This window comes from Pseudovibrio sp. SCP20, assembly GCF_057774105.1.
In genome coordinates this window covers 1,352,460-1,364,866 of the sequence record NZ_JBYMDH010000001.1, presented here as the reverse complement: position 1 = coordinate 1,364,866, position 12,407 = coordinate 1,352,460, and the positions used below count along the sequence as shown (strand labels likewise).

11 protein-coding genes are annotated in these 12,407 nt (G+C 50.3%); 7 read left to right on the top strand and 4 right to left on the bottom strand.

Annotated features, from left to right (window positions below; all coding sequences use genetic code 11):
* Positions 1–14: 14 nt before the first annotated feature.
* Genes AC3CB2_RS06000 through galU form a run of 3 tightly spaced genes read right to left on the bottom strand, consistent with a single transcriptional unit; the run spans position 15 to position 3,235 of the window.
* Entirely contained in the window at positions 15–1,301 is a 1,287-nt protein-coding gene (locus tag AC3CB2_RS06000) for a nucleotide sugar dehydrogenase (protein ID WP_352930093.1), read from the bottom strand.
* Positions 1,302–1,322: 21 nt separating this feature from the next.
* Positions 1,323–2,333, bottom strand: coding sequence for an NAD-dependent epimerase (locus AC3CB2_RS05995; RefSeq protein WP_352930095.1), 1,011 nt, complete (start codon positions 2,331–2,333; stop codon positions 1,323–1,325).
* 17 nt (positions 2,334–2,350) lie between these two features.
* Positions 2,351–3,235 carry a UTP--glucose-1-phosphate uridylyltransferase GalU gene (gene galU / locus AC3CB2_RS05990; protein ID WP_352930098.1) on the bottom strand — a complete coding sequence of 295 codons (885 nt, stop codon included), beginning with the start codon at positions 3,233–3,235 and terminating at the stop codon, positions 2,351–2,353.
* Positions 3,236–3,496: 261 nt separating this feature from the next.
* Between galU and cysQ the strand changes: the two genes are divergently transcribed.
* From cysQ to eno, 7 genes are all read left to right on the top strand, one after another.
* The gene (cysQ, locus tag AC3CB2_RS05985; protein WP_352930100.1) at positions 3,497–4,306 is read left to right on the top strand and encodes a 3'(2'),5'-bisphosphate nucleotidase CysQ; all 810 of its coding nucleotides are present in this window, start codon (positions 3,497–3,499) and stop codon (positions 4,304–4,306) included.
* A 71-nt stretch (positions 4,307–4,377) separates the two neighbouring features.
* Positions 4,378–5,286, top strand: a complete 909-nt coding sequence (gene cysD / locus AC3CB2_RS05980) for a sulfate adenylyltransferase subunit CysD (protein ID WP_352930103.1) — start codon at positions 4,378–4,380, stop codon at positions 5,284–5,286.
* Positions 5,286–7,211 (top strand): sulfate adenylyltransferase subunit CysN, encoded by a 1,926-nt coding sequence (cysN, locus tag AC3CB2_RS05975; RefSeq protein ID WP_352930105.1) that lies wholly within the window; start codon positions 5,286–5,288, stop codon positions 7,209–7,211. The genes cysD and cysN overlap by 1 nt, the downstream gene beginning before the upstream one ends.
* 203 nt (positions 7,212–7,414) lie before the next feature.
* Positions 7,415–8,005, top strand: a complete 591-nt coding sequence (locus AC3CB2_RS05970; RefSeq protein ID WP_352930108.1) for a hypothetical protein — start codon at positions 7,415–7,417, stop codon at positions 8,003–8,005.
* Between the two features lie 104 nt (positions 8,006–8,109).
* A complete protein-coding gene (locus tag AC3CB2_RS05965; RefSeq protein ID WP_488393235.1) occupies positions 8,110–8,775 on the top strand; it encodes a hypothetical protein in 666 nt (221 codons plus the stop codon).
* 170 nt (positions 8,776–8,945) lie between these two features.
* The gene (kdsA, locus tag AC3CB2_RS05960; RefSeq protein WP_008547281.1) at positions 8,946–9,794 is read left to right on the top strand and encodes a 3-deoxy-8-phosphooctulonate synthase; all 849 of its coding nucleotides are present in this window, start codon (positions 8,946–8,948) and stop codon (positions 9,792–9,794) included.
* Between the two features lie 190 nt (positions 9,795–9,984).
* Positions 9,985–11,259 (top strand): phosphopyruvate hydratase, encoded by a 1,275-nt coding sequence (eno, locus tag AC3CB2_RS05955; RefSeq protein WP_014285757.1) that lies wholly within the window; start codon positions 9,985–9,987, stop codon positions 11,257–11,259.
* Positions 11,260–11,738: 479 nt separating this feature from the next.
* Here the strand turns inward: eno and AC3CB2_RS05950 are convergent, their stop codons facing one another.
* Positions 11,739–12,395 carry a DsbA family oxidoreductase gene (locus tag AC3CB2_RS05950; RefSeq protein WP_352930114.1) on the bottom strand — a complete coding sequence of 219 codons (657 nt, stop codon included), beginning with the start codon at positions 12,393–12,395 and terminating at the stop codon, positions 11,739–11,741.
* Between the last annotated feature and the right edge of the window lie 12 nt (positions 12,396–12,407).

The following is a 12,407-nucleotide window of genomic DNA, read 5'->3' as shown; positions in this document are numbered from 1 at the left end:
CATCCAAGCCTTTTTTATAGGCGCCACAATTTTACGTGCTCTGGTGTCTTTTCTCGTTCCAGTAGGCCATGTAGGTCGGCCACGAACACTCTTTCAGCGCTTAAATAACGTTCCATGACATGCCATGGTTCTTCACTTTCGAAGAAGGCGTGATGTGGAACTGCGAGGATAACAGCATCGCAATCTCCGGGGGGAGAGTCTTCGTAAAGTTCAATATCAAAGTTGTCTTTGGTGTGTTGCGGATCTGCCAAAGGATCGACGGCAAAGATATGTGCGCCGAAACGCTCCAGTTCCCGGATCAAATCAATCACTTTGGAGTTTCGGGTGTCCGGCACGTCTGCTTTGTAGGTTATGCCTAAGACCGCGATCCGAGGGGGCATAGGGCGAGCGAGTTTAACGCAGCCTTGTATGACTTCCGTTGCAATGAAACGGCTCATGCTCTCATTCGTGCCCCGTCCGGCAAGGATCACTTGTGGAGAGAATCCCAGCTGGTGTGCTTTATCGGTCAGATAATAAGGATCGACCCCGATGCAGTGGCCTCCGACCAAGCCGGGATGAAATGGTAGAAAGTTCCACTTTGTAGACGCTCCTTCCAGCACATCTCGCGTATCGATTTCCATGGCATGGAACAACATAGAGAGTTCGTTCATGAGTGCGATATTAAGGTCGCGCTGGGTGTTCTCGATGACCTTTGCTGCTTCTGCCACCTTGATGGATGAGGCTTTGTAGATACCAGCTTTGACGATCTTACCGTAAAGCTCTGCCAGTGTTTCCAAGGCTTCGTCGGAGCTTGCTGAAACGATTTTGAGGAGGTTGGAGAGCGTGTGTTTCTTGTCACCGGGATTGATCCGTTCGGGCGAATAGCCAATCTGGAAGTCTCTGGGGAACCTCAGGCCGGATTCTCGTTGGAGAAGTGGCACGGCGATTTCTTCTGTAGCGCCTGGGTAGACTGTGGACTCAAAGACAACGATGTCGTTGGGTTTCATGAACGCGCCAACAATCTTGGAAGCCTTTTTGATCGGTCCCAGGTCGGGGCGTTTGGAGATGTTGATAGGGGTGGGAACTGCCACAATGTGGATCCGCGCCTGTCTGATGTCAGGCGCAGAATAGGTTAGTGTTAGATTTTTGGAAGAAAGAGCCGTCTTGGTGACGGATGAGGTTCGGTCTTTCCCTTCAAGGAGTTCCTGAACCCGGTGACGATCGATGTCGTAACCAATTGTTTTGATACCGGCGTGGGCCAGTGCACAAGCAACGGGCAGACCTACGTAACCAAGCCCGACAACTGAGACGATTTCTTCCATAAAATGGCACCTTGGGACGTCCTATACATTGTAGTAATCCCGATACCATTTGACGAAGTTTGCAACCCCCGCCTTTACGGAGGTTTGCGGCTTGAAGCCTGTTGTCTCAATCAGATCTGTTACATCTGCGAAGGTTGCGGCGACGTCTCCTGCCTGAAACGGAAGAAACTCTTTCTTTGCTTCCATGCCCAACGCTTCTTCGATTGCGGCAAGGTAATCCATCAGCTGAACAGGATCGCTGTTGCCAATGTTGAAGACCTGATAGGGCGCGCTGGAGGTTGCAGGGTCCGCGTTTTTGCCATCCCAGTCATCTGAACGCTGTGGCGGAAGATCTGCAATGCGAACGATGCCTTCGACGATGTCATCCACATAGGTGAAGTCGCGGATCATATTGCCGTGGTTGAACAGCGGAACAGGTTCCCCTTCAAGGATGGCCTTTGTGAACTTGAAGAGGGCCATGTCCGGACGCCCCCAAGGACCATAAACGGTGAAGAACCGGAGGCCAGTGCAGGGGATGTCAAAGAGGTGCGCATAGGAATGCGCCATCGCCTCATTGGCTTTTTTGGTTGCTGCGTAGAAGGAAACCGGATGGTTGCCACCGCGATGTGTCGACAGCGGCATTGTTTCGTCCAGACCATAAACGGAACTGGTGGACGCATAGACCAGATGCTTTACAGAGTGGGCGCGAGCGCCTTCCAGAATGGACAAGAAGCCTGTGACGTTCGCGTCTACATATGACTGAGGGCTTTCTAAGGAGTAGCGCACACCTGCCTGAGCGGCGAGGTGAATGACTTTTGATGGCGCGTGCTGCTTGAAGATGCGCATAACGGCTTCTGCATCTTCAAGCCTGATCCGTTCTTCAGTGAAATGGTTTGAGGCTGTGAGGCGTTTCAGGCGCTCTTCCTTGAGTGTCACATCATAGTAGTCGGTGACGCAATCAAGTCCGATGACATGATAACCATCTTGCAACAGACGGAGGGCCACAGCATTGCCGATAAAGCCGGCAGTGCCTGTTACAAGTACTTTTTCCATTTCACGTTTCCCGATACTCAGCTGGTTTTTACAAGTAGTTTGTCCAGCATCGGACGCAGCTGGGCTGCAAGCTCCGAATCGTCCAATGCGTAAGCGACATTTGCGGACAAGAACCCTGAGCGAGAACCACAGTCATAAGTTTCTCCACGGAATTCAACGCCGTGGAAGTCCTGCTGTCCCATGAGAGTGAGCATGGCATCTGTGAGCTGAATTTCTCCACCAGCACCTGTGCTCTGGTTTTCCAGCAGGCCAAAGATCTCCGGCTGAAGGATGTAGCGGCCATTGATGTAGAGGTTGGAAGGAGCCGTGCCTGGCTCTGGTTTCTCGACCATACCTGTAATGGCGAAAGTTTCATCCGTGCGAGGAGCGTCACGTTCAACAATGCCGTACTTATGCGTCTGATCCCACGGCACTTCCTCAACAGAGATGATGTTACCACCGTGGTTTTCATAGGCTTCGACCATCTGAGATAGGCAGCCTTTTGGCGCTTTCATCAGCATGTCTGGCAGCAAAATTGCGAATGGTTCGTTGCCGATGATGTCGCGAGCACACCAGATTGCGTGGCCTAGACCCAGTGGCTCCTGCTGACGGGTGAAGCTTGTCGTACCTGCAGAAGGGCGGATTTTTTCAAGCAGCTCCAGCGCGTGTTCTTTATTGCGGCGGCGCAGTGTTTCTTCCAGCTCATAAGCAATGTCGAAATGATCTTCGATTACCTGCTTGTTGCGGCCAGTTACGAATACGATGTGCTCGATCCCAGCAGCCCGTGCTTCATCAACCACGTATTGGATGATGGGACGATCCAAAATAGTGAGCATCTCTTTTGGAACGGCTTTTGTCGCGGGCAGGAAGCGGGTGCCCAGACCAGCAACCGGGAGAACAGCTTTTCGTATTGCACGTGTCATATATTTGAATTCCTTAGGTCAAGGAGATCGAAACAGTCATTTTGAAAGCACTTATCGGCAGCGTGTTAGGCTCGTCAATGGTATCAAATGAATTTGTCCTAGGACATAATGCTTCGATTGCCCGAAATTTGAATTACTCATTCTTCAGAGATGTTCATTCGCAGTCAATTATCGCGAAATTGTGAAGCTCTCTTGTTTCTCCAGAACATGCTGCTTTAAAAGTTACTCCCAGATGAACAGAAAGCTATCAGGGGTATAGTTGTGATTGAAGGTTTTAAGCTTGCGGCGTTAGAAGCCGGGCAACGAATTCTGGGGATTTATGAGGAAGGCTTTCAGTCTGAGACAAAAGGTGATGGATCTCCTGTCACGATTGCTGACCAGCAAGCGGAAGAAATTATCCTCAATCACCTCTCAACATTTTGCCCAGATGTGCCCGTGATTGCGGAAGAGGCTATGGCTGCCGGCATCATGCCGGAAATCGGGTCTCGCTTTATTCTTGTTGATCCATTGGATGGAACGCGTGAGTTCATCAGCCGCAATGGCGAGTTCACTGTCAATATTGCTCTTATTGAAGATGGAACCCCAACCAAAGGCGTCATTTATGCTCCTGTGACGGGAGAGCTGTTCTGGGGCGAAGTCGGGCAGGGAGCGTATCGTGCTGAGGCTAGTGGGCTTGAGCTTGGCGAGGCCACGCAGATGAGCTGCTCTGCGTTTTCTGAAGAGTTGCGTGTGCTTGCCAGCCGGTCTCATCGCAGCGAACGCACCAATGCCTTATTAGAGAAGCTGGACAACTCTTCTATCGTCGCGGCTGGGTCTTCTTTGAAATTCTGTCGTTTGGCTGAAGGAAAAGCTGACTTATATCCGCGCATGGAGCCGACAATGGAGTGGGATACGGCTGCAGGTCAGGCGATTCTTTGTGCAGCTGGCGGTTCTGTTGTTGTGGAAGGTGGTGGGCCACTTGAATATGGCAAGCTAAAAACGCCTCAGGACAAGCCCTTCGCAAATCCGTGCTTTTTAGCGGTCGCGGACGAAAAAATTATTTCCCATTATGGCTTAAGGTCGGGTTGGTAAGCTTCGGCTCAGCAATGCTCAACCGTTAAACTCTGGCTCAAGACTTAACGACACGTCCTTTGGAGACCGTGATGGGCATTGATAGCCAGTCGCATCTGCGACGACTAGAGAACGAGAGCATTCATATTATTCGCGAGGTGGCAGCAGAGTTTGATAACCCTGTGATGCTTTACTCCATTGGTAAAGACAGCGCAGTGATGCTGCACCTTGCTCTTAAGGCCTTCTATCCTTCCAAGCCTCCGTTCCCGCTTCTGCACGTGGATACCACGTGGAAGTTCAAGGAGATGATTTCCTTTCGTGACCACACGGTTGAGAAGTACGGGTTGGATCTCATTGTTCATACGAACGAAGAGGGCGTCAAAAACAATATCAACCCGTTTGATCACGGCAGCTCCAACTACACGCACATCATGAAGACGGAAGCGCTCAAAGAAGCGCTGACGAAATACAAGTTTGATGCGGCTTTTGGCGGTGCACGACGCGATGAAGAGAAATCTCGCGCAAAAGAACGCGTTTTTTCGTTCCGTTCTGCGAGCCACGGTTGGGATCCGAAAAACCAGCGCCCAGAACTATGGTCTCTTTACAATGGCCGTATTGCCAAGGGTGAGTCCATTCGTGCGTTCCCGCTTTCCAACTGGACCGAGTTGGACATCTGGCAATATATCCTTGCTGAAGGCATCGATATCGTGCCTCTCTACTTCTCTGCAAAACGTCCGGTTGTTGAGCGTGATGGCACGCTGTTGATGTTGGATGATGATCGTTTTCAGCTGGAGCCGGGTGAGAAGGTTGAACATCGTGATGTTCGCTTCAGAACTCTTGGCTGTTATCCGCTGACCGGAGCAGTTGAATCCACCGCAGATACTCTAGAAGACATTGTGAGTGAAATGCTGATTGCGCGGACTTCCGAGCGCAGTGGCCGCCTGATTGATCACGACAGCTCTGGTTCCATGGAGAAGAAGAAGCGTGAGGGGTATTTCTAATGAATAAGATCACGCCAGTGGCAGAAGCTTTTGATCTGTCCAACTACATCAACTCCCAGGAATCTAAGAGCTTCTTGCGTTTTCTGACCTGCGGTAGCGTGGATGATGGTAAGTCCACGCTGATCGGACGCTTGCTTTATGACACCAAGCTGATTTTTGAAGATCAGTTGGCCGCGCTTGAAAAAGACAGCCGTAAACACGGGACTGTTGCGGATGATATCGATCTGGCTTTGCTGGTAGATGGTCTGGAAGCTGAACGTGAGCAGGGTATCACGATTGATGTGGCCTATCGCTTCTTTTCTACCGAGAAGCGCAAATTCATCGTTGCTGATACGCCGGGTCACGAGCAGTACACCCGTAACATGGCGACAGGCGCTTCCACAGCGGATCTCGCTATCTTGCTGGTTGATGCGCGCAATGGTCTGCTGACGCAGACACGTCGCCATGCGTTTATCGCTTCGCTGCTTGGTGTGCGTCACGTGGTGTTAGCCGTCAACAAGATCGATCTGGTTGATTATGACCAAACACGTTTTGATGAAATCAAGGCTGAGTTTGAGAGCTTCTCATCCGGTTTTGATTTTGACAGTTGCGAAGTTATCCCGCTTTCAGCGCGCTTTGGGGACAACGTTACCACCAGCAGCGACAAACTGAGCTGGTTCACTGGTCCAACGCTGCTTGAGCATCTTGAAAATGTTGAACTGGGCCATGAGCACAGTGAGGCTGCGTTCCGTTTCCCTGTTCAGTGGGTGAACCGTCCAAATCTGGATTTCCGCGGCTATAGCGGTACGGTCCGTGGTGGTTCTGTGAATGTTGGCGATGAAGTCGTTGTTGCTCAGTCTGGCAAAACCAGCCGTGTTGAGAAAATTGTCACCATGGATGGGGATCAGGCGCGTGCTGACGATGGTCAGTCTGTTACTCTGACCCTGACTGATGAAATCGACATTTCCCGTGGCGATGTTCTGGCTCCTGTACATTCCCGCCCTGATGTGAGCGACCAGTTTGCTGCGCATCTGATCTGGATGTCTGAAAATGCCATGCTTCCTGGGCGACCATATCTTCTGAAATGCGGTACCAAGACTGTTGGTGCGAGCGTGACAGAGATTAAGCACAAGGTTGATGTGAATACGTTTGATCATCATGCGGCCAAGGAGCTGTCTCTCAACGAAATTGCGTTCTGTAATCTGGCGCTGTCTGAGGCGATTGCTTTTGATCCCTATGAAGCAAACCGTGACACCGGTAGTTTCATCCTGATTGATCGCATGACCAATGAGACGGTTGCTGCTGGTTTGATTTGGTTTGGGCTGCGTCGTGCAACAAACGTTCATCGTCAGGCTCTGGATGTGAACAAGAAGGCTCGTGGTGGTCTGAAAGGACAGAAACCTGCGGTTCTTTGGTTCACAGGTCTGTCTGGTTCGGGCAAATCAACCATTGCAAATGCGGTTGAGCAGAAACTGCTAAGCTTGGGTCGCCATACCTACTTGCTCGATGGTGACAATATTCGCCATGGCCTCAACAAGGATCTTGGGTTCACTGATGCTGACCGGGTGGAGAACATCCGCCGCGTTGCTGAGACGTCCAAGCTGTTTGTCGATGCAGGTCTGATCACTCTGGTTTCGTTTATCTCGCCTTTCAAAGCCGAGCGCCAGCTTGCGCGTGACCTTCTGGAGAATGACGAGTTCTACGAGATCTTCGTCGATACCTCGCTTGAGGATTGTGAAGCGCGTGATCCCAAAGGCCTTTATGCGAAAGCGCGTAAAGGAGAGATCACCAACTTCACCGGCATCGACAGTGCTTATGAAGCGCCGGAAGCACCGGAATTACATCTGAAGACGCAAGGCCGGACCGTTGAGTCTCTTGCTGATGAGATTGTAGATCGCTTGCTTGCTGATGGCTTTATTGGCTCGGACAATACCTGGGTCATCTAAACCGAAAAGTAACTGCTGTTCAAAGCCGGGGGCGAAAGTTCCCGGCTTTTTTGTATCTGCTCACATAGGAACTGCGATAAATCTGGCTATTTTCTGAGATGTTTTTTTACCAAACAAACACCCCGTAATTTTTTGAGGAAGCGAGTTCCGCTAGGTTTCGGCCTAACTCAACTGATCTCATTTTGAGGCTATGGGAGGATCAGATGCCGAAAGCGCTTAAAAAATATAAGAATGTCAAAGAGTTCCTTAGCGGTGTGCCTGCCTTCAAAAAGGAAATGGAAAAGAAGCATAAACTACCAGCCAAGGACATTGATAAGTACGGCAAGCTGACAAGTGATAAGGCCGGCATTGAGAAGAAGTATATGTCGCTTGTTGAAGAAGATCCTAAGCTGAAGAAAATCTCCAGTGACATTGATAGAGCAGAAAAAGCCGTCAAAAGCCTGTTAAAGGCACAGGATGAGTACATCAAAGCGCATAATACAGTTGAGCAAATCAACAAAGGTATGAAAACCTTGGAAAAATCTGTCAGGGGAGACACAAAACAGCTTCTGGGGAATGATAAGTACCAGCAGCTTCGTCAACACCTGGATGCTGCGAACAAGAGTTATGCCGCTGCGGAAAAGAAGATTGCTCAAAGAGCGGCTCTTCAAAAGCAATTTGAGCAGCTTTTGGATGTTTACGACAAAGAGAAAGACAAGATCGCAAAGAGCTATGGGGTCACTCTCACGACCGACGCAAAAAGCCTGATCGTGCTTATGGGAAAGAGTGCGGAATACTCGATGATCATCGGATAAGCCAGTTGATGCATAGCAGAAAGTGAGAGTACTTTTCTGGCAAACCTTCATGTTGAAGCGGAGTTGGCCTAAGGCTTCGCTTCCAGAATTATGATGTTCTTCATGTGATAGAGCTCACCATGATCACAGTTACACGACATTTTAAGAGCGTTGATCACTTCCACAAGTGGGGAGCACGGGTTGTTGGAGATTGGGATCTAAGCAAAGAGGCTCTTGCTCAGTATAAGGCTATCCTTGCCGATCCGGATGCTTTGAGGCCATGGCAGTCCTCTGAAAATGAGGACTATGAACTCGGCGATCTGATGGAACTGGGAGAGATGGAAGCGGCAGAGGTTGATCAAGAACTTGCTGCTGCTGAAGATGTGTGTCGACAACTCTCAAAGAAACTGATGTGGCTGGAGAAGAACAACAACGGTGCTGTTTCCGCCAGATATCAAGCTTTGCAGAGTGAATATGAAGTAACTGCCAGACAATGCGAGTTGTTGGAGGAAAAACTGCAGGCATCGAAAATCCAAGGGCAGGAGATCAGCCAAAGCAGGCAGCGCCTAAGGAAACAGAAGAGACGAACATTAGAGTCGTTGCAGGTCAGCGTTACAAGAACAGATGAGTGCCTCGTTATACGAGTTGGTGGGAGTGTATGCTCCGTCATTCTTTGCAATGAGAATGTGCGCAGGAAAAAGAGCTACAAAAATCCGGATCCGGTCCCGAAGCAGGAGAGGTCGCTGAGAGCGCTCGCCTTGAAGCAAAAACTTCTCAATCAACGCAGATGAAGGGAAGGGTGATAACTTGCAAGTCTGCAAGGTGAGCTTTGAGCTTCCGAAGGTGACGCCCCCTAAAACCCTCTTCAGACGCACAACAGGGCGTTCACGCTCTTGTAATTTGGTGCCAAAGCGCCTAATCAACTTTTGGATTATATTCACGCCTTTAAGGAGATCTCTTCGTGTCTCAACCGAACTCAGAAGTTTCCGTCGGAAACGCTGTCTTTTCAAATGATAAACCGTTCTCTCTGATCGCTGGCCCGTGCCAGATGGAGAGCCGGGCGCATGCCTTGGAGATGGCGCATGCGGTCAAGGAAATTGCAGAAGAGTTGAACATTGGTTTGGTTTTCAAGGCGAGCTATGACAAAGCAAACCGGACAAGCCTTTCTGCCAGCCGCGGCATGGGCATGAAGGGTGGTCTTGAGGTCTTTGCGGAAATCAAAGAGACCTATGGCCTGCCTGTCATCACCGATGTGCACGAGCCAAGCCATTGTGCTCCGGTTGGTGAAGTTTGCGATGTATTGCAGATTCCAGCTTATCTGTGTCGCCAAACTGACCTTCTTGTCGCTGCTGCAAAAACCGGCAGAGCGCTGAATGTGAAGAAGGGGCAGTTTCTCGCACCGTGGGACATGAAAAACGTCATGACCAAGGTCGTTGAGAGCGGCAACTCCAACGTTATGTTGTGCGAGCGTGGCGCAACATTTGGTTACAACACTCTTGTTTCAGATATGCGCGCGCTGCCAATCATGGCTGAGATGGGCGCACCTGTTGTGTTTGATGCAACGCACTCCGTACAGCAGCCAGGTGGCCTTGGTGGATCTTCTGGTGGTCAGCGTGAGTTTGTTGCGACGCTTGCCCGTGCTGCTATTGCAGTGGGCATTGCAGGGCTGTTTGTGGAGACACATGACGATCCTGACAACACAACGTCATCTGATGGTCCGAATATGATCCCACTGAACCGACTCAAAGACCTGCTGAAGTGGCTGCAGGAGTTTGACCGGATCGCGAAAAACGGAAGTTTTACGCTTTAGATATTTCACGGCACCTAAGGTAAGTGACAAAATACTGCGTTTTTACGTAGAGGTGCGACAAAATACATTCGTTTATTCCCAAGGATTTACAGAGGAGTACGGTCTCTTCTCTTCCTTGGGGGCAGCACCTCAGGTAAAAGCTCTTAGAGCCAAAATTCCACACTCTACAAGTACATTGGAGTACTCTTAGATGACTGCTATCATCGACATTATCGGTCGCGAAATTCTTGACAGCCGCGGCAACCCAACTGTTGAAGTTGATGTGCTTTTGGAAGACGGCTCCTTCGGTCGGGCTGCTGTTCCGTCCGGCGCCTCCACTGGCGCGTTTGAAGCTGTTGAACGCCGCGATGGCGGTGAGCGTTACCTCGGCAAAGGTGTTGAGGACGCTGTTGAAGCTGTAAACGGTGAGATCTTTGATGCAATAGGCGGCATGGACGCTGAAGATCAGATCAAAATTGACCGTGCAATGATTGAACTTGACGGCACCGACAACAAAGGCCGTCTTGGTGCAAACGCTATCCTGGGCGTTTCCCTTGCTGTTGCCAAAGCTGCTGCAGAAGCTGCTGCAATGCCGCTTTACCGCTACGTTGGCGGTTTCGGTGCTCGCACTCTGCCAGTTCCGATGATGAACATCATCAATGGCGGTGAGCACGCTGACAACCCAATCGACTTCCAAGAATTCATGATCATGCCAGTGGGCGCAAGCTCCCTGCGTGAATCTGTTCGTATGGGCGCGGAAATCTTCCACACCCTGAAGAAGGGCCTTTCCGCTGCTGGCCACAACACCAATGTTGGTGATGAAGGTGGTTTTGCGCCTGGTATCGGTTCTACTGATGAGGCTATCGGTTTCGTTCTGAACGCGATCGAAAAAGCTGGTTACACCCCTGGTGACGACGTGATGCTTGCATTTGATGCGGCTTCCACTGAGTTCTACAAGGACGGCAAGTACAACCTCAAGGGCGAAGGCAAGATCCTTGGTTCCGACGAGATGGTTCGCTACCTTGAAGATCTGGTTTCCAAGTACCCAGTGTTCTCCATCGAAGACGGTATGGCTGAAGAAGACTGGGATGGCTGGAAGTCCCTGACCCAGGCAATCGGCAATAAGTGTCAGTTGGTAGGTGACGACCTGTTCGTGACCAACTCTGAGCGTCTTGCTCGCGGCATCAAAAACGACACTGCAAACTCCATCCTCGTTAAAGTGAACCAGATCGGTTCCCTGACCGAGACCATGGAAGCTGTCGATATGGCACACCGTGCAAACTACACCTCTGTTATGTCTCACCGTTCCGGTGAAACTGAAGACAACACCATTGCTGACCTGGCAGTTGCATTCAACTGTGGCCAGATCAAAACAGGTTCGCTGTCTCGTTCTGACCGTATGGCTAAGTACAACCAGCTTATCCGTATCGAAGAAGAGCTGGGTGTTCAGGGCGTGTTTGCTGGTCGTTCTATCCTGCGCGGATAAGACCTTTCAGCATCTGCATGAAATTAAGAAAGCCGGTCCGTTGGGCCGGCTTTTTTGCTTTCTACATCCTGCTGAAAATGCCGTATAGAAAGCTTCCAATTTTGAATATGAGCCAGCCTGCAAATAAATAACCCCACATGTAAGGAACGGCCAGAATCCCCCATGCGGCTAACAGGCCGAGATCATATAAAGATCCCCCGAAGTCTATTCCATAAATGATGCAGGGACTTACGCCTTGAGAGGAAAATGAACACTCAGTTGTTGAACTGATTATGAAAAGCGCAGTTATACTTAAAAACCAGACGCCGATAGGTATGAGTAGTAGCGTAATGAAGGTTCTAAAGCTCATGCTTGCAAGGTTACACTTGCAAGCAAAACAGAGCTATTATTGAAATCCACCAGTAGACTAAGTGGTTTTGTCGTCGCCGTTTTCGAAATATGTTATTGAAGACTGAAGAGCGGAGATCTTCAGCTCGTGCTTACTCGCCAGTTTTTGTTTCTTCTGCGTGGCGGATGGCTGCGGCCAGTGTTTCCGGGTTTTCAGCTCCTGCGACAGCGAAACGACCGTCGATGACGAAGAATGGGACGCCAGTGACACCGATTTCATGGGCGCGGAATACGTCGGCTTCCACTTCTTTGACATCCTGATCAGTGTCCAGAAGATCTGAAACGAGTTTACTGTTGAGGCCAGCCCGTTCTGCCGCGTCGACAAGAACTTGCTTGTCCGTCAGATCTGCGCCTTCGGTGAAGTAGAGTTTGAACAGCTCTTCGACCATCGCATCCTGCATGCCTTCTGAGCGTGCCCAACGGATCAGGCGGTGGCTGTCGATGGTGTTGGGTGATTTCTTAATGGCTTCGAATTGAAAGTTGATATCTTCAGCTGCACCAGCATTGCGTACGTGGGAGTAGGCCTGTTCTGCTCGTTCAGGTCCGCCGAACTTGTCTTCCAGATACTTTTTGCGATCCTTACCTTCTTTCGGCAGGGTCGCATCCAGCTGATAGGGGTGCCATTGAACTTTGACAGTGCTTTCCGGCAACATCATGAGGGCTTTTTCCAGTCGGCGTTTGCCGATGAAGCACCATGGGCACATGACATCGGAGATCACATCAATGACAATTGGGGCAGTAGTAGACATCTGAATTCTCAG

Coding starts and splice junctions, on each gene's coding strand:
- cysN (WP_352930105.1), top strand. CDS start 5,286: ATGAATAAGATCACGCCAGTGGCAGAAGCTTTTGATCTGTCCAACTAC.
- galU (WP_352930098.1), bottom strand. CDS start 3,235: ATGACACGTGCAATACGAAAAGCTGTTCTCCCGGTTGCTGGTCTGGGC.
- eno (WP_014285757.1), top strand. CDS start 9,985: ATGACTGCTATCATCGACATTATCGGTCGCGAAATTCTTGACAGCCGC.
- AC3CB2_RS05995 (WP_352930095.1), bottom strand. CDS start 2,333: ATGGAAAAAGTACTTGTAACAGGCACTGCCGGCTTTATCGGCAATGCT.
- AC3CB2_RS06000 (WP_352930093.1), bottom strand. CDS start 1,301: ATGGAAGAAATCGTCTCAGTTGTCGGGCTTGGTTACGTAGGTCTGCCC.
- AC3CB2_RS05950 (WP_352930114.1), bottom strand. CDS start 12,395: ATGTCTACTACTGCCCCAATTGTCATTGATGTGATCTCCGATGTCATG.
- AC3CB2_RS05970 (WP_352930108.1), top strand. CDS start 7,415: ATGCCGAAAGCGCTTAAAAAATATAAGAATGTCAAAGAGTTCCTTAGC.
- cysD (WP_352930103.1), top strand. CDS start 4,378: ATGGGCATTGATAGCCAGTCGCATCTGCGACGACTAGAGAACGAGAGC.